The following is a 21,315-nucleotide window of genomic DNA, read 5'->3' as shown; positions in this document are numbered from 1 at the left end:
GGGTCAGGCCAGCCGGAAGAAGAAGACGCGCGCGGCGCCATAGTCGCGCGCGTCGAGCTGTTCGAAACCGGCCGGGGCGGGATCGGGCTCGTCGCGGCCGCGCTCGAACATCACGATGGCGCCGGGGGCCAGCCAGTCGCCGGCGACCAGCTGCGCCAGGGCCTTCTCGCCCAGGCCCTTGGCGTAGGGCGGGTCGAGGAAGGCGATGTCGAACGGCGCGCCGACGCTGCCGGGGCGCGGGCCTGGGTCGGTGGCGTCGCGCCGGTGCACGCGAGCCTGGCCGAACAGGCCGAAGGCCTCCATGTTCTCGCGGATGGCCCCGCGGGCGGCGTCGTCGGTCTCGACGAACAGGCAGAAGGCGGCCCCGCGCGACATCGCCTCCAGGCCCAGGGCCCCGGAGCCGGCGAACAGGTCGATGACGCGGGCCCCGTGCAGCGCGGGGGCCCAGGCGGCGTGCTCAAGGATGTTGAACACCGCCTGCCGGGCCCGGTCGGAGGTGGGACGGGTGGTGGCGCCCGGCGGCGTGACGATGGCCTTGCCGCGATACCGGCCCGAGACGATGCGCAAGGGGTCAGTCCTCGGCGATCTGGGCGGCCGAGAGCTTGCCGCTCCCGACCAGCAGGCGGTTGACGAGGGACAGCGCGCCGAGGACCAGGGCGATGCCCAGCCAGCCCCACGGCGTGCGGGTGATGATGCTGAGGAAGGTCAGGCCGCACATCAGTCCGGGCAGCAAGGCCACGCGCAGCAGCACGTAGATCTTCTCGACCGTCGGCATCGGCTCCGCGAGGCCGCCGAGGAGGGCGGCGTACCCCCAGGCCACGGCGTGGGCCAGGCCGATGGCGGTCACCAGGCCCACATAGACCAGAGCCGCCGCCGCCGAACCGCTTTCCCAAAGCAGCTCGGTGGCCAGCGGCAGCAGGGCCAACAGGCCCAGCATCACGAGGTTCAGGATGTCCAGAACGCCGTTGGCCTTGCGCAGGCGTGAATAGGTCCGGCGATGGCTGATCCAGTAGATGCCGACGACCGCGAAGCTGACGGCGTAGGCCATCAGCTTATGCTGCATCTGGCCGAACAGGTCGGCCACGCCATGCCAGTGCTCGGGCGGATGGATCTCGATGGCCAGCAGGGTGATGGCGATCGCGAACACCGCGTCCGAGAACAGGATCAGGCGATGCAGGTGCTGCGCCTCCTTGTCGGTGATGTCGGTCATGAGGCGCCCCGCTTCCTGTCCCGCCTGTTTGCGTCCCGATGTGTGCCGCGCGTCGGCTGTCGCGGCAAGTCGCGTGTCGCGCCGCTTGCGTCGCGCGCGGCGAACGCCTAGCGATGAAGCGGGCTCGGGATCGAAAACAGTGGTGCTAGCAGAGCTTCGACAGTCGCCGTTTCTGGACGACTTGACGCCGGCCGACCGGCGCGTGGTTCCGCTGCTGCTGACCCTGGTCGTCGGCGTGGTCGCCGCCCTTCTGGCCGCGGTGATCTGCGGCGCCGCGGTGTTCGTGGCCTTCGCGATCGGCGGCGGCGGGGTCGGGTCCGCCGAGCGGCTGATGGTGGTGATCGGCGGCGGCCAGACGCCGGCCGGCCTGACCCAGATCGCCTTCGTGATCAGCCTGCTGGCCTTCGTCAACGGCGGCATGGCCCTGGCCTTCGTCGGCGTCGCCGCCATGCTGCACGACCGCCGGCTGGCCTCCTACTTCACCGCCGCCCCGCGCTTCCGCTGGCGGCTGCTGCTGCTGGGCCTGGGCCTGTTCGCCCTGACGATCGGGCCGCTGCTGCTGGCCTCGGCGGCGCTGGACCCCAAGGCGCATGGCGCGCCGTTGCTGGCCGTCAGCCCGGACCTCGGCGGACGCCTGGCCTATGTCGCCCTGACCGTGTCCCTGCTGGTCATCGCCGCGGCCGCCGAGGAGCTGGTCTTTCGCGGCTGGCTGATCAAGATCGTCGGCGCCTGGTTCCCTGATCCGCGCGTGGTGCTGGTGCTGAGCGGCCTGCTGTTCTCGGCGATCCACTTCGATCCCAATCTCGACGCCTTCCTGGTGCGGCTGGCCATGGGGGTGGGGCTGGCCTGGATGACCCTGCGGCTGGGCGGCGTCGAGTTCGCCGTCGGGGCCCACGCGGCCAACAACATCCTGATCCTGTTGTTCATCCAGCCCATGTCGCTGAAGCCCGACCCGCCGCACGGCTTCCCGCCGGAGACCCTGGTCGTCGCGCCGCTGATGCTGGCCGGCTATGTCGCCCTGGCCGAGATCGTGGCCCGCTGGGCCCCGCTGCGGCGCTGGACGCGGCTGGCGATCACCTGAACTCTTAGGACCACCGCAGGGGCGGCGCCTGGTCCTTCAAGGCCAGCAGGGCCGCCCGCAGCCGGGCCATGAAGGCGGGACGGTCGCCTTCCCAGTCCAGCGGCTCGCCGACCAGGACCGCGCAGTTCAGCGGCGCGGGGATGGCTTCGCCCTTGGGCAGGACGCGGCCGGCGCCTTGGATCCAGACCGGCGTCACCGGCGCCTCGGGGAAGGCCTCGGCCAGGCGCGCCACCCCGCCCTTCAGCTGGCCCAGCTGGTCGCCGTCGCCGCGGGTGCCTTCGGGAAACACCACCACGATGTCGCCGGCCGCCAGGGCCGCGCGGGCGGGCGCCAGGACGTCCTCGCCCGAGCCCGCTTTCAGCCGGGCCACCGGCACGATGCCGATCACATGGCGCGAGAACCAGCCGATCACCGGGTCGCGAAGGAAATAGTCGGCCGCCGCCACGGGCCGCACCCGGGCCACGGCGCGAGAGGGAAAGATGGCGAGCAGCAGCAGGGTGTCGACATGGCTGGAATGGTTGGCCGCGACAATGGCCGGGCCCTTCAGCGGCAGGCGCTCGCGGCCGGTCACGTCGGCCCCGGTCAGGAACAGCGCCAGGGGCCGGGCCACCAGCACCAGAAGCAGGAAGCGCAGCCAGCCCATGGTCAGAACTTGCCGAGCGCGAACAGCGCCAGCAGGTGGAAATAGAGCGGGGCGGTGAAGGTCAGGCTGTCGGCGCGGTCCAGCACCCCGCCGTGGCCGGGGATGGCGTGCGAGGTGTCCTTGACCCCGATGTCGCGCTTGACCGCGCTCATCGTCACGTCGCCGGCGAAACCGGCCAGCGGCAAGGCGACGGCCACCACCAGCAGACCATGGCCGGCCAGCGGCGTGAACAGCGGTCCGGCGAACCAGATCAGGAGCCCCGTGGCCAGCCAGCCGCCCAGGAAACCCTCCCACGTCTTGTTGGGACTGACCGTGGGCGCGATCTTGTGGCGGCCCAGCAGCTTGCCGAACACGTACTGGGCCACGTCGTTGAATTCCGTGACCAGCAGGAGGAAGAACACCAGCCCCGCCGCTCCGGCCGGCAGGCGGTCGCTGTCGGGCGTCCGCATCAGGAAGGCGGCGAAGCCGAGATTGTAGACACAGGTGACCAGACCCCAGTGGAAGGTGGCGGCGGTGGTCAGGAAGCCCCGCGTCTGACCCAGCATGGCCATCAGGAACGGCAGGCCCAAAAACGCCCAGACTGGAATGAACACCAGGTAGAACATGTACTTGTCGGCGGCGATGAAACCGTAGGCGGCGACCAGGGCCAGGTAGGCGGCCAGGATGGCCGGTCGGTCCTCCTTGCGGATCGGGGCCAGGGACAGGAACTCGCGCAGGGCCATGAACGACACCAGCGCGAAGGCCAGCACCGTGACCTGCCAGCCCAGCAGCAGGGCCCCGGCCAGCAGGGCGACCATCACCCACCAACTGGCGATGCGCTGGCGCAACTCGCGATAATCCCTGTCCGGCTTCAGCGCGGTGAGCACGGTGGCGATCGCCCCGGCCACGCTCAGCAGGGCCACCACGCCGGCCAGGCCGATCAGCAGGGTCGGCGGCTGGGCGGCGAAGAAGGCTCGAACGGCGGCGACGATGTTCATGCGGCTCCTGCCAACGCCCCTGGCGGCGAACGGGTTTAGCTATAGCCTAGTTCTCGCCTTGGAGGAGACGCCATGACCCAGGACCTGGACAACCGCCGACCGCTGAAGGTTCGTGACGCCGCCTTCGCGCGCGGCATGGCCCGGCGCATGGCCGAGGCCAAGGTCGACCCGGACCTCGTCTCGGCCACGGGGGTCGCGTTCGCGGCCCTGGGCGCGGCGCTGATCATGGCCGCCGGGGCGCTGGATGGCTGGCTCCTACGCGCGGCGGCGTTCCTGCTGGCCGCCGCGTGCATCCAGGCGCGGCTGCTGTGCAACCTGCTGGACGGCCTGGTGGCGGTCGAGCATGGCCGGGGCGGGTCGGCGGGGCCGATCTGGAACGAGCTGCCTGACCGGGTGGCCGACGTCCTGCTGCTGGCCGGGGCCGGCTATGGCGTCCAGTCGGCCGGGATCCATGGCGCCGCCGCCGTCGGCTGGATTGCGGCGGTCCTGGCGGTGCTGACCGCCTATGTCCGCGAGCTGGGCCGGGGCCTGGGACAGCCCGCCGACTTTTCCGGACCGATGGCCAAGCAGCAACGGATGGCGACGCTGACGGCGTTCTGCCTGGTCTCGATGTTCGAACCGCAGTGGCGCGGCCGCGGCGTGGTGCTGCTGTGCGGCCTGGTGGTGATCGCGGCCGGAAGCCTGGTCACGGTGATCCGGCGGACGCGGAACCTGGCGAGGGGGTTGCGGAGCTGACCCGCGATCCGGAGCCCGCCGACGGGGACAGGCACATGTGCCTGTCCCCAGCCGTTCGCTAGCGTTTGCCGCGCGGCGCGCCCGAACCGCCTGGATGCGGACCGCCCGGTTTGCCAGCGGCGCGTGGCGCGCCCTTAGGCCCATCGGGGCGCGCACCGGCTGACTTCGCCATGCCGGGCTTGGACCATACCTTGCCCGGTTCTCCGGGCTTGCCCGCACCCGCCGCCTTGACGGTGCTCGGCTTGCCGCCAGGACGCGCCCCGCCGGGCTTGCCGCCCGTCTTGGCCGGGCCCTCGGTCAGCGGCTTGTAGCCATTGGCCCGCAGCGCGCCGGCCTTGGGCTTGGCGCTCGCTTGGCCGTTCGCCGGGGCGCTCGCTTTCGACGGACGCGCGGCCTTGCCCTGTGCCAGGCGCTTGTCGGCCGCGTTCTTGTCGGCCAGGGCCTTGTCGCGCAGGCGCTTTTCGGCGGCTTCGCGCGGCGAGAGCGGCTTGGGGCCGATCATCTTGCTTTCGATCGACTTCTTGGCCGGGCGAACGGGCGCGCGGCCCGCGATGGCCGGCTTCTTCTTCGGCTTGGCCCAGCCCGGCTTGCGGACGAACCGCTCCTCCTCGACCGTCTCCTCGGGCGTCAGGATTGCGACCTGGGTCATCTTGCCGGCCCGGGGCACGCCCCGGCGCTGCATGTCGCCGCCGCCCGCCTGGCCGGGGGCCTTCAGCGGGTCGGCCACGCCGACGAACCGCGGCTTGTCGCCGGTCGGCATGTTCTCGGGCGGGATGATGCCCTCCAGCAGCTCGCGGATCACCCGCGGGCCGACCTCCTCGACCTGGCCCGGCAGCAGGGTTCCCAGGGCGAAGGGCCCGTAGGACAGGCGGATCAGGCGATTGACCTTCAGGCCGATCGCCTCCAGCACCTTGCGGACCTCGCGGTTCTTGCCTTCGCTGAGGGTCAGGGTGATCCAGATGTTCTTGCCGCCGCCAGCCTTGTCCTGGGCCTTGTCCAGCCGCGCCTCGATCGGGCCGTAGCGCACGCCCTCGACCGTGATCCCGTCCTTCAGGCGGTCCAGCTTGGCCTGGGTGGTGTCGCCGAAGGCGCGGGCCCGGTAGCGGCGCACCCAGGCGTTCTGCGGCATCTCCAGCGCCCGCGACAGCTCGCCGTCGTTGGTCAGCAGCAGCAGGCCCTCGGAGTTGAGGTCAAGCCGGCCCACCGAGATCACCCGCGGCAGGTCACGCGGCAGGGCCTGGAACACCGTCGGGCGGTTCTTGGGGTCGTTGTGCGAGGTCAGCAGGCCGGTGGGCTTGTGGTAGCGAAAGATCCGGGTGGGCTCGGGCTCGTCGATCATCTTGCCGTCGACGGTCAGGATGTCGCCGGGGCGGATCTTGACGGCGGGCGTGGTCAGCACCGTGCCGTTCAGCGCCACCTTGCCCGCCTCGATCAGCCGCTCGACCTCCCGTCGCGAGGCCACGCCCGAGCGGGCCAGCATCTTGGCGACGCGCTCGCCCTCGCCGTCCGCGCCCTCGTGGTCGGCTTGACCCAGGATGGCGTTGTCATGCAGGTGGGGCTGGTATTTCTCGGTCACGGCGTCGGTCCTTCAAGGGCTGGGCGCATCTCACGATGGGCGAGGCTCGTGATGGCGCCGATTCCGCCGGGGATCAAGATTGCCGAGCGTTAGAGATAGTATATACTTCGTATGGCCGGAGGGCATACTATGAAGCCGACGAAGTACGAGCCGCTGAAACGGCACCTGGAAGGCATGTTCCAGCACGGCGAGGTGCGGCTTTCCTTCCAGGAAATCGAGCGCGTCCTCGGCTTTTCCCTGCCGCGCTCGGCCTATGAGGCCCAGCCCTGGTGGTCGAACACCCGGGCCGGGCACTCGCAGGCGGTCGCCTGGCTGGACGCCGGCTGGAGGACCGCGTCGCTCGACCTCGGCGCCCAGCGGGTCAGCTTCGTCAAGGCCGACCGGTCCGGGGTCGCCGAGGAGGGGGCGACCTTCCAGCACACGGATGCCGAAGCCATCGTCCTGCCGCCCTCGGCGCTCCATACGCGCGCTCTGCGGATGATCGACGAGCACGTCGCGGAGTACGGCGGGGATCGGGCCAGCGCCTGTGTCGCCCTGCTGGACCAATTGGCCAACGATCGGCTCGCGGCGATGGTCGACTGGTTCCAGAAGGCGTCGCCGCCGCTCACCGTCGATGTGGTCGATCTGATCCGCGAAGATCGGGACAGTGATGAACGGTGAAATCGTGCTGGACGCTTCGGCGGCCGCCGACTGGCTCCTTCCGGGGCCGCGTTCGGCCGGGGTGGACGCGTTCGTGAGGCCGTCCGCGCGGCGGATCGCGCCGGACCTGATCTTCGCGGAATTCGCCTCGGTCGCCATCAAGCTCGTGCGGCGCAACCAGATTTCGAGGACGATCGCCCACGACGCCGTCCGGCGACTGCCGCGATTGATCGACGAGGTCGCGCCGTTGGACACGCTGGCGGGGTCGGCCTATGCCTTGGCGGAACGCCACGCCTTCTCCGCCTACGACGCCTTCTATCTTGCCTTGGCGTTGAAGCGCGATCTGGCCCTGGTCACGGCCGACGCGAAGCTTGCTAGAAGTGCGACCGAGGGCGGCCTGGCCCGCCACGTCCGCCTCGTCCCTCCGGAGTCCCGACCATAGCCGCGCCCTTGCTCACCGATGAAGCCGCCATGACCCTGGCGCTGGACGAGGCCCGCGCGGCGGCGGCGGCCGGCGAGACGCCGGTGGGGGCGGTGATCCTCGACCCGGCGACCGGCGAGGTCCTGGCCCGGGCCGGCAACAGGCCGATCGGCGCGCACGACCCGACGGCCCACGCCGAGATCGCGGCCATGCGCATCGCGGCCGCCAGGCTGGAGAACTACCGCCTGACCGACCTGACCCTGGTGGTGACGCTGGAGCCCTGCGCCATGTGCGCCGGGGCGATCAGCCACGCGCGGATCGGCCGGGTGGTGTTCGGGGCCGAGGACCCCAAGGGCGGCGCGGTGGTCCACGGCCCGAAGTTCTTCGCCCAGCCCACCTGTCACTGGCGGCCGGAGGTGACGGGCGGGGTGATGGCGGAGGAGAGCGCGGACCTGCTGCGCGGGTTTTTCCGCGAGCGACGGAAGAAGTAGGCCCGTCAGTTCACCATCGCGGAGCCCAGCAGCACCTTGGATCCCTTGCGGCCCAGCACCTTGTCGGCGGCGTCCTGCATCCGCGAGCCCAGATAGTTGAGGTCCGGGGCCGCGCCGCGCGGCATGCCGGCGGTGTAGGTCATCAGCACCTGGGCGAAGGCGGCGCGCAGGCGGGGTTCTGACTGCTGGGCGCGCTCCATCAGGGCCGGATCCAGGGCCTGAACCCCGGTCTCCAGGGTCATGACCCCTCGGCGGCCGTCGCGGCGGATCGTGGTGGCGGTCAGGGGCTGCAGGGCGAAATAGGTGGCGGGCGCCGTCTTCTCCTCCTTGCCGTGGCCGGCGAAGGCGGGCGGGGCGGCCAGGCTGGCGGCGGCCAGCAGCGACAGAAAGGGCAGGGCGAGGGCGCGGCGCATGGGCCCTTGTGGCACGACGGGATTGACGTCCTCTTTACGTCTGGCGGGCACAAAGGGACGTTAACCATGACTCGCCTCGCGCGCCCTGACGGCGGCGGAGGCTCAGGAGGCTGAAATTGGGGCGCTTTTCACCGAACACCCTCGATCTGGACGGCAAGGTCATCCTGGTGACCGGCGGCACCGGCTCGTTCGGCCGCCGATTCATCGAGACCGTCCTGCGACGTTCGGACCCGAGGAAGGTGATCGTCTATTCCCGCGACGAATTGAAGCAGAGCGACATGCAGCTGGAGCTGCGCGAGCAGTTCGACGAGGCGACCTACGGCAAGATGCGGTTCTTCCTGGGCGACGTGCGTGACCGCGAGCGGCTGACCCTGGCCCTGCGCGGCGTCGACATCGTCATCCACGCCGCCGCCCTCAAGCAGGTGCCGGCCGCCGAATACAACCCGTCGGAGTGCATCCACACCAACGTGCTGGGGGCCGAGAACGTGGTCTGGGCCAGCCTCAACAACCACGTCAAGCAGGTGGTGGCCCTGTCGACCGACAAGGCCTGCAACCCGATCAACCTCTATGGCGCCACCAAGCTGGCCTCCGACAAGACCTTCGTGGCGGCCAACAACCTGTCGGGCGACATCGGCACCCGCTTCGCGGTGGTCCGCTACGGCAACGTGGTGGGCTCGCGCGGCAGCGTCGTGCCGCTCTACAAGCGCCTGCTGGCCCAGGGCGCGACCGAGCTGCCGGTCACCGACGCCCGGATGACCCGGTTCTGGATCACCCTGAACCAGGGGGTGGAGTTCGTGCTGTCGTCGCTGGAGATCATGCGCGGCGGCGAGATCTTCGTGCCCAAGATCCCGTCCATGACCATGCCCGACCTGGTCAAGGCGATGTCGCCGACCGCCGGTCTGAAGATCGTCGGCATCCGGCCGGGCGAGAAGCTGCACGAGATGATGATCAGCGCCGACGACGCCCGCGCGACCGTCGAGCTCGCCGACCGCTACGTGATCGAGCCGACCTTCGTCGAATATCCCCGCACGCCGTTCCGCGGCGAGGCGACGGCCAAGGACGTGGCCGAGGGCTTCAGCTACAGCAGCGACAGCAACGATGACTGGCTCAGCGAGGACGGCCTGAACGCCATGCTCGCCGAGAAGGCCTGATGTCGGGTTCGTCCGTTGGAGGGAGGGCGCCGCCCTTCCTGCCGTACGGCCGTCAGACCATCGAGGACGACGACGTGGCGGCGGTGACGGCGGCCCTGCGCGCCGACTTTCTGACCACCGGCCCCACCGTCGAGGCCTTCGAGCAGGCGTTCAAGGAGAAGGTCGGGGCCGGGCACGCCGTCGCCGCCGCCAACGGCACCGCCACCCTGCACCTGGCCATGCTGGCCCTGGAGGTCGGCGAGGGCGACGTCTGCATCGCCCCGTCGGTCACCTTCCTGGCCACCGCCAACTGCGCCCGCTATGTCGGCGCCGAGGTGGTGTTCGCCGACGTCGATCCCCACAGCGGCCTGATGACCCCGGACACCCTGGCCGAGGCCCTGAAGAGGGCCGAAGGCCGGCGGGTGCGGGCCGTGCTGCCGGTGCACCTGCGCGGCGACGTTTGCGATTTGCCGGGCCTGAAGGCCCTGGCTGAAGGCATTGGCGCGGTGCTGGTCGAGGACGCGCCCCACGCCCTGGGTTCGACCGGCGCCTTCGACGGGGTCGCCCACCCGGTCGGCGACGGGGCCTTTTCCAGCTTCGCCAGCTTCTCGTTCCATCCGGTCAAGACCCTGGCCACCGGCGAGGGCGGCATGCTGACCACCAATGACTCCGCCCTGGCGGCTCGCGCGCGCAGCCTGCGCGGCCACGGCATGGTCCGCCCGGCCGGGGCCGAGCCCTGGGTCTACGAGATGCCCGAGCTGGGCTTCAACTACCGCATTCCCGACGTGCTGTGCGCTCTGGGGATCTCGCAGCTGGCCAAGCTGGACCGCTTCGTGGGGCGGCGGAAGGCGCTGACGGCGCTCTATGTCGACAAGCTGGCCGCCCTGGCCCCGGTGGTGCGCCTGGCGGAAAGCCCCGCCTGGTCCGACCCGGCCCTGCACCTGCTGACCGTGCTGATCGACTTCGAGGCCGCCGGGACCACCCGCCGGTCGGTGGTCGAGGCGCTGAAGGCGAAGGGGATCGGCGCCCAGGTCCACTACATCCCGGTGCACCACCAGCCCTACTACCACGCCCGCTACGGCCCCATGGACCTGCCCGGCGCCGACGCCTGGTACGCCCGCTGCCTGACGCTGCCGCTGTATCCGGGCATGGCCGACGGGGACGTGGATCGGGTGGTCGAGGCGCTGGCGGGCGCGCTGGGATAGGCGGCGCGCGCGCATCGCGATCACACCCGACATCTTGGGTGAAACCTGCGCTGCGCCGCCGCCAACCTTTGCTCTAGGGCCTCAACGTCAGCCTCCAGCGCCTTTCAGACGCTCCATGAGCGGGCGGCTGTGGCCAGGGGGATAAATCCAAATCTGCTACGACCGAGCAGACGGACACGCTGCCCTGGGGCGTAGGCCGGCACGCCGGGCGGCCCCGTCGGCGGTCAATGGCGGGAGATCCGTCGTCAATGCGAAGATCCGCCGAAGGCGTGGGTCGGAAGCAGGTGTCCGCTTCCGACCCGAAGGGCCGTTCGTGCGCCCGCCGCGCCTGGCGTCCCGCTCCGTAGCAGGCTCCCGGCGCGGCGGGCGTGTTGGATCAAGCGAAGAGGAAGTCGGCCGCACTGAAGCTGGACGCATGCATGCCGGAGACAAGCATGTCCATGTCGCCCACCGAGATCACCACGCCGGCCGACGTGTCGGTCATGTGGATCGCGGAGGCGTAGTCCCACGAATGGACGCCAAGGCCCGAAACGTCGAAGTGGTCGCGTTCCGCGCCGGAGTAGTTGTGCGCGGCGAAGCCCATGACGGTGTCGTGGCCGCCGCCGGCTTCGAACTTGTAGACGTCGTTGCCGCCGCCGCCGGCCAGCCGGTCGTTGCCGGTCCCGCCGAGCAGGAAGTCATTGCCCGAACCGCCCAACAGGCTGTCGTTGCCGGAACCGCCCAGCAGGGTGTCATTGCCCGAGCCGCCCGACAGGGTGTCATCGCCCGCCAGACCCGAGAGCTTGTCGGCGCCCCCGTTGCCCGAGAGGCTGTCATTGCCCAGGCCGCCGGACTTCACGTCACCGCGGCCACCGCCCGACCAGTTGATGCCCGTCGGGCTCGGCGTCGGCGTGGGGGTCGGCGTGGGGGTCGGGGTCGGGGTCGGCGTGGGCGTGGGCGTGGGCGTCGGCGTCGGCGTCGGAGTCGGCTCGGGGATCGGCGTTGGCGTCGGGGTGCTGGTCGCCCAGGGATGCGAGATGTCGAGCGTCGGTTCGGTGGACAGGTGCGTGGTGTTGGTGACCTTCACCGCCGAGCTGGACGCCAGCTGGCTGTCGCTGAGCCCCCACACTTTCGTCCCGTCCAGCGTGGCCGAGGTGCCGCTGGCGTCGAACACCAGCGTTCCCCTGCCCATGTCGTTGAGCACGGTGTTGCCGGTCATGGTCAGCGAGTTGACCGTATGCGTCACACCTTCGGCGCCGTAGGCGACGATGTTGGGATTGTCGCCATTCGGGCCCTGCTGGATGAAGTTGCCGCTCAGCGTCACCTTGCCGCCGTTCGGCAGATCGACGCTGTAGCTCGAGGTGGAGTAGTCATCGATGATCCGCGTGTTGGTGATGACGGTCTCGGCGGCGCGGCTCTTGATCTCGTGGCCGACCACCGCGTCATGGAAGTAGCTGTCGCTGATGGTCAGCTTCGCGATGTCGCCGACATAGAGGTTGTGGGTGTAGCCGTCGCCGGCCCCGTTGTTGGCGAACTCGCTGTTGATGATGGTGATGGTGCCGCCTACGACGCCGCCGCCCATCAGGCCGTTCTGATTGTTGTGGAAATAGTCGTTGGTCAGGGTCAGCGCGCCGCCCTGATAGCGGATGCCGGCGTCGTTGCCGCTCGCCCCCTGGGCTCCCGAGAACTCGAAGTGGTCGATCGTGGCGTCGGTGTTGACGATCAGGATGCCCTTGTCGTTGGGGATGTCGCCCGTCGCCACCATGTGGACCATCCCGCCTACGCCTTGCAGGGTGATCTTGGTGTTGATGGTCGCGAAATCGTTCGTGTACGTCCCTGCCTGCACCTGGATGACGTCCCCATCATGGGACGCATTCACCGCAGCGCTGATCGTCGAGTATTGCTGGCCTTGGCCGACCGTGAGTGTGGTCATTCGGCTTCCATTCTTGCTTGACGGCGCCCCCGCCCTCCAGAGCCCCAATGCTCGGCCAATTGGGGCGGCGGTGCGGCCTGAATGAGGGCCGGCCGGCCCCAATCCATTGATTTTAAACAACCTCTGACTGCCGGGCCGTGTATCTCGATTGCAACATTCTGATGCCGCGCGGACACCGGGATCCGAGCGTTATGGCGCCTTCACGACAAACAGATCGCTTGGGCAGCTTCGGAAAGCCGCCTCGATGGCGGCGAGAGTCTCCTGCTGCAAAGCTTTGCAACCCGAGCTTTTAGACCTGTAGCGATTGGAACGTGGCGACGCGTCAGAATGCCGCAGTGGATCCGCGCCTATTCTTCGAACATCTCAGAGAACAGCGTTCGTAGATCTAAGGTGAACACTGTTCTTACACTTCGGAGAACAGTGTTCGCGAATCATCAGGTGTTGGGTCTGGAGATCCGGGGCGGCGCCACCAGAGAATGCGGCCGTCCTTCTTGTCATACCCCAAGGCGCACCGATCGCCATTTGAGCGGCTCCGGATCCATGCCGAACCTGCCGCCGTCGCCGCCTCCGCGCGGTCCCCGGGATCGTTCAGCGCCTCGGCCAGCCGGTCGACCTGCCGGAGGTAGAGTTCGGCGACGTCGGGGCGAACGTCGGGCACGCCAAGCGGCGCCGGGTTCAGGCCTTGCTCGTCAGGGCGCACGGTCGGGGATCACCCGGGCATGATCTCCTCGCCGGGCGATTTGCCCGCGCCCCGGGCGGCGATGGCTAGGCCGCAAGGTATGCGACCTCAGTGGGCGGTGGGTCGGCCACGGGCGTTCCCCGGTCATGGAAGGTTCGCCAGTCCCACTGAGTCGCCGCCCCTGTACCCATCGAATGATGTATTGACAAATAACTCATCGAGTTCACTGTTAAGATTGGTAAATCATTACATAATACAAACTCCATAGAGAAGAAAATACTTATGTAATGATCACTATTAGTACCGATATTCACATAGTAAAAATCAATAATAAATAATACAAGTGAGGGCTGCTGATGGAAGGCGAGGCGTATTTTGTTAACCAGTCATCATTCCAGGTATCTACCCTGGGTGATGTTGGGTCGGGAAAGATCTCAGACGTTGAGCGTGTCCGCGCATTCTGGCGCCGCGTCGAGCATTACGACGCAGGGTCGCAGGTTCGGCAGGGCGAGCGCAGCGGTCCTGAAAAACAGCTGATCATCGTCTCGGGCTGGGCTTGCGAGTTGCGGATCCTCCCTGACGGCCGGAGGCAGATTTTCTCGTTTCTTCTCCCCGGCGACGCCATCGAGGCGCGCGGAGCTGGAAGCGTCGGCGCCTGCGGCGTCGTCGCGCTCACGCGGCTCGAGGTCGTGAACCGAGGGTCGCAGCTGACGGTCGACGCCGCCGGCCGGGAGGCGGCGCTTCAAAGGGAGCAGCGCCTCTACGATCACCTCATGCGCATGGGGCGGCTCTCGGCGAAGGAAAGGGTGATCCACCTTCTGCTCGAGCTCCATGAGCGGCTCGACCGCGTCGGCCTGGTTCATGGCGAGACGTTCAAGATACCCCTGACCCAGGAAGTCTTCGCGGACGCTTTGGGGCTCAGCGTGGTGCACATCAACCGCACCCTGAAGGGCCTGCGCAAGGAGGGCTGGGTCTGTATCAAGGCCGGATCCGTGACGCTGAGGAATCGGCCAAGGCTGGCGGCGGCGTCATGCTATCGATCGGAGGCCGACGATCTGGAGTTCGACGCGTTGCCGCTGTGCGCGGGCGAGGATCGCATGGGTCGCGCCATCCCGGCCCCGAAGCGGAACTTGTCAGCCTAGGGCGCGTCCTGGGCTGGGAGCGGGAGGCGTGCGGACGCTGGGCCCGCTCAGGGATGGGTCCGATACAGTTCATCGTCCCCCACCACGAGGCAGAGGCAGCCGGTCCGGGCGTCGGCCGTGGCGTGTGACGCGCGCGCCTCGGCCAGGTCCAGGAAGTCGCCGCCGGCATAGCGGCTCAGGCCGACCCGGATGGCGCCCGTCGCCACCAGAAGGAGTTCCGCCGCGTCCGGCAGGGCGAACGACGCTCCCGGCGCGACCCTGAGCAGATGGACGGACTCGCCAAGGCCGCTGACGCCCCGGAGCGGCGCGCTCATGACGCCCCGGCCGGCCCCACGCCAACGTCCGACCGCTATGCGCCTCAGGGCGCGGGGGAGCGGTCCAGCCGCTGAAGGCGCCGCATGGCGGCCACGCGCGGCCGCCAGCCCGCCGTCGGGAACATTCGGCGAAGGCGCCGCCGTCGAACGCCGACCGGCCATCCACCTCAGGGTCAGCCGGCATTGTCGGCAGAGGTCCAGATGCGCGACCACCGCCAGCGCCGCGCCCGGCGCCAGCCCCCCCCGGTCGTAGCCCGATAGCAGCGCGGCCGAGGGGTGTTCAAAAACCATCGACGATCCTTCCTCGCCCGGCAGGGCCTGCCAGGCCTAGGTGTGCGTCACGTGCATACGGAGAGCTTCGGCGTCGATGTCGGCGCCTTGGCGATCCGGGCGGCCTCGCCCCGCGCCACCCCATGGCCGGACCCGTCGTCGGAGCCAGCCGTCGGGATTTCGCGAACGCTTCGTACCAGATCCCGCCAGGGACGCCGTGGGCCTTGTTTCAGGCGGCGCTCAAGCGACGCTCCCAGGCCAGCGCGTCCCCGACGATTTTCTCCAGCGTCTCATGCAACGGAATCCACCCCAGCTGGGTCTTGAGCCGCGTCGGATCGGCCACGACGATCGGCGGATCTCCGGGCCGCCGGGGAAACTCCCGCACGGCCAGCCGGTGGCCGGCGGCGTTCTCGACGGCCCCGATCACCTCCCGGACGGAGAAGCCGTGCCCGTAGCCGCAATTGAAGGCGCCAGACACGCCGCCCGAACGCAGGTGGCCAAGCGCGAGGGCGTGCGCGGCGACAAGGTCGCTGACGTGAATATAGTCCCTTACGCCGGTGCCGTCCGGCGTTTCGTAGTCCACGCCGAAAATCCCGATATAGGGCAGGAGCCCAAGCGCGGCCTGGCAGGCGCGTTTGACGAGGTGCGACGCCTTGGGCGTTGATTGTCCCGACCGACCCAGCGGGTCGGCGCCGGCGACGTTGAAATAGCGCAGAGCGATATAGTCCAGGCCCGTCGCGCGGGCGGTGTCCTGCAGCATCCATTCGGTCATGAGCTTGGAGCGACCGTAGGGGTTGGCCGGCGACTTGGCGGCATCCTCCCCGATCACCGCCTCGTGGGAAGCGCCGTAGATGGCGGCCGTCGACGAGAAGATGAAGTGCTTTACGCCGCTCCGGACGCAGGCCTCCAGCAGGTGGCGCGTCTTGGACGTGTTGTTCTCATAGTACAGCAGCGGATTTTCGACAGAGTCGGGGACGACGGTCGAACCCGCGAAGTGCAGGACCGTGTCTATGTCGTGGTCGGCGAGAATCCACTGGACCAGCTCTTGGTTGGCGATGTCGCCCTGGAAGAAATGCGCGGCGTCGGGAACCAGAGACCTAATTCCAGTCGAAATATTATCGAGCACACAAACATCTTCGCCCCGCTCCAGTAGCGCCAGGGCCATGTGGCTGCCAATATATCCAGCGCCACCCGTGATGAGCACCGTCATGATTTCACCTTTTGAAATCAGAAATGAGTGCGATGTGACGCTCACACCCTTGGATTTGTAAGGGAAATTCTAGATGTATTTACCGATAACCTTCACTCAAAGGATATTTTCTATGGCTCTATTTCTGCTCTGCGCGAAGCGCTAGCGCCGCCGTGGATCGCTTCCACGGGGTGGCGACGGCCGTGGCGGCCTGAGGCGCGGACCCGCGCACGACCCGGTGCAGCGAGGCCGTGATCGCCAGCAGCACGAGGAAGCCGTCGTAATAGGCCATCGAGAGCGCCGCGCCCCCGACCAGCATGGCCACGATGCTCACCTGAAGCATCCGCGCCAGCAGGTTGGCCCAGCCAAGGTCTGGACGGTCGCGCGTCGCCGCGAGCACGAGGATCGTGTTGAGAGCGGCGGCCGCGATCATCAGCAGGTAGAGGGCCAGGCCCACGAACCCCGTGTCGCCCAGCACCTGGAAGTAGATGCTGTGCGCCGCCCGGCCAGCCCTCAGGCTGCCCGGCGACTGGAATTGCCGCGCGACCGGATCGAGCTCGACGGCGGAAAACCCGCCGCCGGTGAGCGGACGCGCGGTCGCGATGTTGACGCTGGTGACCCAGGCCGCGACCCGGCCCTCGAACGAGGCGTCTTCGCTGTAGGTCTGGATCGTGGACATCCGCTCGAACCAGCTCGACGGCACGACGCTTGGCAGCGCCGCCGCCATCACCACCCCCACCACCACGAACTTGGCCGCGGCCCGGGTTCTCAAGGCATAGGCCACGGCCGCCGCGCCCAGCGCCAGCAAGGCGCCGCGGGAATAGGTGCCGATGATCGTCAGGAGGGAGAAGCCCAGGACGGTCAGGCCCGTCAGGCGGGCCAGGGGGCTGCGGCTTGTCGCCTGTAAGTAGTTCATCAGCGGCAGCGCGATGACCAGGGCCAGGGCGAGCGAATTGTTGTCCGCGATCATCGTGTCATCGGGGCCGTAGACGCGCTGCCCCCCACCGGTCAGCAGCATATGGCCGCCACCCTTGACGGCGTAGTAGCCAAGCGAAGCCACGCAGATCCAAAGCACCGCCTGGATGCGCGCCTTGGTGTTGGCCAGCGTCGCGACCGCCAGGACCAGGACGATCGTCTTGATCGCGCGGCTCCAGATCGTCAGCGAGTATGTTCGATCCAGGGCGAGGTAGGTGGCCAGGCAGGCCCACAGCGCGAAGAGGCCGATGAACACCGTGAACGGGTTCAGCGGAACCAGCTTGCGCTCCTTGGAAATGATCCACGCCAGGCCTGTCAGCACGGCGATCGGGAAGTTGAGCGGGAAGCCCATGAGGAAGCCGTAGACTTCGCGCTGGGGGTTCATCATCGCGATCCAGAGCCAGGCCACGAGGCCCACGATGGGGGCGCGCAGGATCATCGGTATGATGCCGATCAGAGCGGCCAGGAGGATCAGATCGCGCATGGAGGGCCTCGCATGGGCCACAAGGTGCGCTGGGGCACGCTGCCGCTCTGCGGCAAATGATGGTCCTCGGTCCGCTTTCCCGCGCCGGCCACCCGGATGTGGACGCCGCCGCCCCGATTGCCGGGGCGTGAATGTCATTTGCGCGTGCGGGCATGGGCGCATTGTCGGGCAATAGGCCCAGGAGACCCGACATGACCGGCATTCTGTTCGCTTTGGAAATCATCGCCTTGCTGGCGGTGGCGTGGTGGGTCTACCAGCGGGCGGACGCGGGCGAGGGCGCCGCCGACGCGGGGCTGCTCGGCATGAAGTCGGGCAGGCGCGCTCCGGTGGACGCCGCTCCGAAGTGGAAGGCCTCTCCCCATCGCGGCGCGTCCGTCGATCCGCCGGCGTCGGAGGCGCTCGATGTCAGCCGTGCGGAGCCGAGATGGAAGGCCGCCCAACGCCGGCCGGGACGCCCGTTCTAGAGCATCTTCCGTCCTGACTGCGTCAGGCCGGAGCTCTAGGTTTTTGTTTTTGCGCATTTTCTTTGCGCGAACCGGAGCCCACTTCGCTTGAAAATGCTCTCGTCGTCCGAGCGGCGCGCGCCAGCGCCGCGATGCGGCCGGCGTTGTGCGCCCAGGTGTAGGGCGTCTGCTCGACCGTGCGCCGCGCTTCGGCGCCGAGTTCGCGGCGAAGCGCGATGTCTCCGCACAACCGCAGCAGGGCCGCGGCGAAGGACGCCTGGCAACCCACCGTGAACAGCAAGGCGTTGCGGCCGTCGGCCAACACCTCGCGGATGTTCGGCTGGTCGGGCGCGATGATGGCGCGGCCCAGGGCCATGTATTCGAAGAGCTTCAACGGTGATGCGTAAGGGGTCGAAGCGGTCTGCAACGCAATGTCGAAGGCCTGCGTGTAGGCGGCCACCCGCGGGTGCGGCACGCGGCCCACACAGTGCAGGCGCGCGCTCACGCCCAGCGCCTCGGCCCGCGCCTGCAGGTGCGGCAAGCTGGGGCCGTCCCCGACGATCAGCAGGTGAACCTCCGGCGGAAGCCGCGGCAACGCCTCCACGGCCCAGCCCACGCCATGCCAGTCGCGGACGAAACCGACAAAGCCCAGCACCACGGCGGCGGTCGGCAAGCCGAGGTCCCGACGCAGGCGCGCGCTGGCGCCGGCCGCCGGAAACCGCCGCGGATCCGCGCCGTTGGCGATCACGTGCACCCCCTCCGGTCCGACGCGGGCGCGCCGCACCTCGGCGGCCAGCACTTCGGTCACCGGCAGAACCGCGTCCGCCCCTCGCCAGAGCGCCGTCTCGCAGGCGCGCGCGACGGACGTCAATTGCAGCTTGCCAAAGGAACCGCGCTCCGCCGCCAGGGGGGAGTTCACCTCCAGCAGCATCGGCAGGCGATGACGCCTGCGCAGCAGAAGGCCGGCCAGCAGGAAGAGGTTGTAGCGTTCGTAGAGCACGTCCGGCCTGAACGCGCGCGCATGGCTTCGCAGCCTCAGATAGGCCGGGATGTTGTAGGCCAGCTCCAGAAGCTCGAACACCGCGGGCGGAAGCCGCCGGCGCAACAGGTCCGTGGCGCGTTCGAGCTGGCTGCTGGCGCCCGCCGTCTGGGCCTCATCGGCCGAGGTGGGCCCCACGACGCACACCAGGTGTCCCTGGCTTCTGAGGGCGGCGACGACCTCGGTGATGTGGACCCGCATGCCGTCCGACGCGGCGATCCGGTGGTGGTAGAGGATGCGGAGCGGGCGCTGGTCCATGCTGGGCCTAGTCCTGGACAGGGGTGGCGAGAACGATCGCGAAGGCGGGCTCTTTGGGATAGCTGGCGTCCATCAGCGGGGTCTGGGCCCTCACGAAGCCGTAGGCTTGCCGGGCCTGGGCGGACCCGGTGGCGTTGATGATCGAGGCGAGCGAGGCCCGCGCGAGCGCGGCGTAGCCTCCTGCCCAATCTGGATAGTCGAGTGTGGTCACGGGCTGGCGCACCGGATCGAACGTGGCTTTGAAGGCCTCGGGCCAGGTCGAGAACAGGCGCGTCGACTTCGGGTCGGCCACGAACAGAAAATACGGGGTGCCGTAGATCGGGTCGTACCCACGCTTGTCGTTGGTGAAGCGGCCAGCCACGAAATTGGTCATCCAGGCCATGATCGTGCGCGCCTGCGGGTAGCCCATGCTGTCAATCCAGCCGAGCACCATCACCAGGTAGTCGCTCTGCCACGGCGGCGTGGCGCCTTCCTGGGCGTAGGGGCCCGGCAGGTAGCCGCGCAGGTCGCCGGCGGCGGCCAGTTCGTCGCCCTTCACGTACCGGCGCACGATCTCGTCCAGATTGCCTTTGAGCTTGGCTTCGAAATAGTGCGGCAAGGGGCTGTCGCTGGGCAGGATGTAGGCCGCGTTGGCCAGCGTTCGCAGGGACCAGGCGACGGCGCGGACCTGGGACCCCAGCAGGATGCCCGCCGCCTGGCCGCGATACTCCGGATTCATCGACAGAAGGTCGAAGCCCGCCTGCATCGCGAGTTCATCGCGATAGTACTGCGAGCCCGTGAGCAGATAGGGCAGGTAGGTGAGCGACGGTTGATGGGCGTCGTCGGGCTGCCAGCGCGTGTCGCGGATCTCGTACCGCCGGCCCAGCACGCCCGGCGCCGCGACGCCGCGCCTGTCCAGCCAGACCAGGGGGTGCTGGTCGATGTCAATCGGGCCGCCGGTGCGCACGTCGCGGGCATGCCAGGGGATGGATCCCGCCGCGTCGGCGTTGGCCAGAAGCGTTTCCTGGTTCTCCCGCGACGGATCGAGGAGGTAGAACACCGCCCAGGCGGGCAGCGGCCCGATGTCCGAACGTCCTCCGGTGGCGGGCATGTAGGGCGTGACGCTCGCCGACCCGAGCGGCCGATCGTTGCGGGTCGCCAACTTGTGAACGGCGTCGGTGGCGCTCCGATCCGGTTGGAAACGGGCATAGCGCGGCACGGCGCCGGTGGCGATCAGCAGTTCGAGGTCCAGCGTGACCCGCGGCGGCGGCGCTTTGTCGGCGCAGATCACCTTGTGCCAGGTCGCATAGGGATAGTGCGCGACGCCCTGGACCCGGTAGGCCAGCGTCCCATCAATACTCAGCCTCGCATCATAGACCTGGGTCGAAATGTCCGGGTTCTGCGCGATGTCGTTGTGGAAGATCACATCCACGCGGGGCGCGCCCACCGCCGGGGTCCACACGTCGAACACCACCTGGACGCCGTGCATGCGCTCGGAGGCGTAGCGTCTTTCCAGCACCAGCGGACCGTTGAGCCAAGGCCTCGCGCCACCGCCGCCAGCGGCTTGTGCGAGGTTCCGCAGATCGATGTTGAAGGTCTCGACCCGATCGGGGCGAGGATGGAAGGTCAACGCCAGCTGGACGTTCGGCACTGGCCGCGGAGGGGCCGCCACCGCCGGCGACAGGCCGTCGGCCGCTGTTGCGATGACGCCGTCGAGCGTCCCGCCTCCCGCCATGCCCGGCGCCTGGATGGTGATGATCGCGTGGCGCACGGAGCCGTCGGGGTACAAGGCCTTGGCGTCCATCTGCGACCGCGCGATCGCGCCTCCCAGCTTGACCGTCAGGCGCGAACTCGCTCTCACCTGGCCGCGCCGGAAGACTTGGCCGAAAGAGACGATCCGCCTGGTGGTGGCGCTGTCGGCGTCGTTCGTGATGCGAAATCTCGCGGCTTCGCCCTTGAACGGCTGGGCCGCGGCGGGCGCGCAGGGCGCGAACCCCAACAGAAGGATGACGAGCAAAACCCAACGCATGTCTGATCCGACGCTCCCGACAACGCCAGCGCGACAACAGGCTTGGCGGCGCTACGCCCAGGCGGGGGCGCTCAGGCCAGC

Annotated in this window: 22 protein-coding genes; 9 read left to right on the top strand and 13 right to left on the bottom strand. The window is 68.8% G+C overall.

Translation table 11 applies throughout. The features are described from left to right. Positions 1-3: 3 nt before the first annotated feature. Together rsmD and G3M57_RS25125 are read right to left on the bottom strand one after the other, a co-directional pair. Positions 4-567, bottom strand: a complete 564-nt coding sequence (gene rsmD / locus G3M57_RS25130) for a 16S rRNA (guanine(966)-N(2))-methyltransferase RsmD (protein WP_163233462.1) — start codon at positions 565-567, stop codon at positions 4-6. A gap of 4 nt (positions 568-571) precedes the next feature. After that, complete coding sequence (locus G3M57_RS25125) at positions 572-1,210, bottom strand: TMEM175 family protein (protein ID WP_163233461.1); 639 nt, start codon at positions 1,208-1,210, stop codon at positions 572-574. Between the two features lie 142 nt (positions 1,211-1,352). On the opposite strand from G3M57_RS25125, the gene G3M57_RS25120 reads away from it, so the two are divergent. Beyond that, positions 1,353-2,291 (top strand): CPBP family intramembrane glutamic endopeptidase, encoded by a 939-nt coding sequence (locus G3M57_RS25120; protein ID WP_163233460.1) that lies wholly within the window; start codon positions 1,353-1,355, stop codon positions 2,289-2,291. Between the two features lie 4 nt (positions 2,292-2,295). Here G3M57_RS25120 and G3M57_RS25115 read toward each other — a convergent pair whose 3' ends face one another. Next, positions 2,296-2,934, bottom strand: coding sequence for a lysophospholipid acyltransferase family protein (locus tag G3M57_RS25115; RefSeq protein ID WP_056756237.1), 639 nt, complete (start codon positions 2,932-2,934; stop codon positions 2,296-2,298). 2 nt (positions 2,935-2,936) lie between these two features. Beyond that, positions 2,937-3,911, bottom strand: coding sequence for a phosphatidate cytidylyltransferase (locus tag G3M57_RS25110; protein ID WP_163233459.1), 975 nt, complete (start codon positions 3,909-3,911; stop codon positions 2,937-2,939). Positions 3,912-3,983: 72 nt separating this feature from the next. Here G3M57_RS25110 and G3M57_RS25105 point away from each other — a divergent pair, with 72 nt between their 5' ends. Then, entirely contained in the window at positions 3,984-4,646 is a 663-nt protein-coding gene (locus G3M57_RS25105) for a CDP-alcohol phosphatidyltransferase family protein (RefSeq protein WP_163233458.1), read from the top strand. Positions 4,647-4,704: 58 nt separating this feature from the next. Here G3M57_RS25105 and G3M57_RS25100 read toward each other — a convergent pair whose 3' ends face one another. Then, positions 4,705-6,222, bottom strand: a complete 1,518-nt coding sequence (locus G3M57_RS25100; RefSeq protein ID WP_163233457.1) for a pseudouridine synthase — start codon at positions 6,220-6,222, stop codon at positions 4,705-4,707. Positions 6,223-6,351: 129 nt separating this feature from the next. Between G3M57_RS25100 and G3M57_RS25095 the strand changes: the two genes are divergently transcribed. The 3 genes from G3M57_RS25095 to tadA are packed head-to-tail and all read left to right on the top strand — an operon-like array spanning position 6,352 to position 7,773. Then, the gene (locus G3M57_RS25095; RefSeq protein ID WP_163233456.1) at positions 6,352-6,882 is read left to right on the top strand and encodes a DUF7662 domain-containing protein; all 531 of its coding nucleotides are present in this window, start codon (positions 6,352-6,354) and stop codon (positions 6,880-6,882) included. Positions 6,883-6,886: 4 nt separating this feature from the next. After that, on the top strand, positions 6,887-7,303 hold the full coding sequence (locus G3M57_RS25090) for a type II toxin-antitoxin system VapC family toxin (RefSeq protein ID WP_163233455.1): 417 nt from the start codon (positions 6,887-6,889) through the stop codon (positions 7,301-7,303). Continuing rightward, a complete protein-coding gene (gene tadA, locus G3M57_RS25085; RefSeq protein WP_280115579.1) occupies positions 7,300-7,773 on the top strand; it encodes a tRNA adenosine(34) deaminase TadA in 474 nt (157 codons plus the stop codon). The genes G3M57_RS25090 and tadA overlap by 4 nt, the downstream gene beginning before the upstream one ends. Before the next feature lie 5 nt (positions 7,774-7,778). On the opposite strand, the gene G3M57_RS25080 is transcribed toward tadA, so the two are convergent. After that, positions 7,779-8,186 (bottom strand): hypothetical protein, encoded by a 408-nt coding sequence (locus G3M57_RS25080; protein ID WP_056756221.1) that lies wholly within the window; start codon positions 8,184-8,186, stop codon positions 7,779-7,781. Positions 8,187-8,302: 116 nt separating this feature from the next. On the opposite strand from G3M57_RS25080, the gene pseB reads away from it, so the two are divergent. Next, positions 8,303-9,337 (top strand): UDP-N-acetylglucosamine 4,6-dehydratase (inverting), encoded by a 1,035-nt coding sequence (pseB, locus tag G3M57_RS25075; protein WP_056756218.1) that lies wholly within the window; start codon positions 8,303-8,305, stop codon positions 9,335-9,337. Beyond that, positions 9,337-10,521: a UDP-4-amino-4,6-dideoxy-N-acetyl-beta-L-altrosamine transaminase gene (pseC, locus tag G3M57_RS25070; protein WP_163233453.1), complete on the top strand. Its 1,185-nt coding sequence runs from the start codon at positions 9,337-9,339 to the stop codon at positions 10,519-10,521. Before pseB ends, pseC begins: the two co-directional genes overlap by 1 nt. Before the next feature lie 376 nt (positions 10,522-10,897). Here pseC and G3M57_RS25065 read toward each other — a convergent pair whose 3' ends face one another. Further along, the gene (locus G3M57_RS25065) at positions 10,898-12,433 is read right to left on the bottom strand and encodes a calcium-binding protein (protein WP_163233452.1); all 1,536 of its coding nucleotides are present in this window, start codon (positions 12,431-12,433) and stop codon (positions 10,898-10,900) included. A 403-nt stretch (positions 12,434-12,836) separates the two neighbouring features. Beyond that, entirely contained in the window at positions 12,837-13,133 is a 297-nt protein-coding gene (locus G3M57_RS25060; protein WP_163233451.1) for a hypothetical protein, read from the bottom strand. Between the two features lie 335 nt (positions 13,134-13,468). On the opposite strand from G3M57_RS25060, the gene G3M57_RS25055 reads away from it, so the two are divergent. Next, positions 13,469-14,254: a Crp/Fnr family transcriptional regulator gene (locus G3M57_RS25055; protein WP_056756210.1), complete on the top strand. Its 786-nt coding sequence runs from the start codon at positions 13,469-13,471 to the stop codon at positions 14,252-14,254. A gap of 47 nt (positions 14,255-14,301) precedes the next feature. Here the strand turns inward: G3M57_RS25055 and G3M57_RS25050 are convergent, their stop codons facing one another. From G3M57_RS25050 to G3M57_RS25040, 3 genes are all read right to left on the bottom strand, one after another. After that, on the bottom strand, positions 14,302-14,568 hold the full coding sequence (locus tag G3M57_RS25050; protein ID WP_163233450.1) for a cupin domain-containing protein: 267 nt from the start codon (positions 14,566-14,568) through the stop codon (positions 14,302-14,304). Between the two features lie 499 nt (positions 14,569-15,067). Further along, positions 15,068-16,048, bottom strand: a complete 981-nt coding sequence (galE, locus tag G3M57_RS25045; RefSeq protein WP_163233449.1) for a UDP-glucose 4-epimerase GalE — start codon at positions 16,046-16,048, stop codon at positions 15,068-15,070. 118 nt (positions 16,049-16,166) lie between these two features. Further along, positions 16,167-17,486: a putative O-glycosylation ligase, exosortase A system-associated gene (locus G3M57_RS25040; RefSeq protein WP_163233448.1), complete on the bottom strand. Its 1,320-nt coding sequence runs from the start codon at positions 17,484-17,486 to the stop codon at positions 16,167-16,169. A gap of 191 nt (positions 17,487-17,677) precedes the next feature. Between G3M57_RS25040 and G3M57_RS25035 the strand changes: the two genes are divergently transcribed. Then, the gene (locus G3M57_RS25035; RefSeq protein ID WP_163233447.1) at positions 17,678-17,950 is read left to right on the top strand and encodes a hypothetical protein; all 273 of its coding nucleotides are present in this window, start codon (positions 17,678-17,680) and stop codon (positions 17,948-17,950) included. A 22-nt stretch (positions 17,951-17,972) separates the two neighbouring features. On the opposite strand, the gene G3M57_RS25030 is transcribed toward G3M57_RS25035, so the two are convergent. Together G3M57_RS25030 and G3M57_RS25025 are read right to left on the bottom strand one after the other, a co-directional pair. Continuing rightward, positions 17,973-19,226, bottom strand: coding sequence for a glycosyltransferase family 4 protein (locus tag G3M57_RS25030; protein WP_056756194.1), 1,254 nt, complete (start codon positions 19,224-19,226; stop codon positions 17,973-17,975). Positions 19,227-19,233: 7 nt separating this feature from the next. Beyond that, the gene (locus G3M57_RS25025) at positions 19,234-21,234 is read right to left on the bottom strand and encodes a hypothetical protein (protein ID WP_163233446.1); all 2,001 of its coding nucleotides are present in this window, start codon (positions 21,232-21,234) and stop codon (positions 19,234-19,236) included. Positions 21,235-21,315 lie beyond the last annotated feature (81 nt).

It is taken from the genome of Caulobacter rhizosphaerae, from assembly GCF_010977555.1.
Lineage (GTDB): Bacteria > Pseudomonadota > Alphaproteobacteria > Caulobacterales > Caulobacteraceae > Caulobacter > Caulobacter rhizosphaerae.
This window is presented reverse-complemented; position numbering and strand designations above follow the sequence as displayed.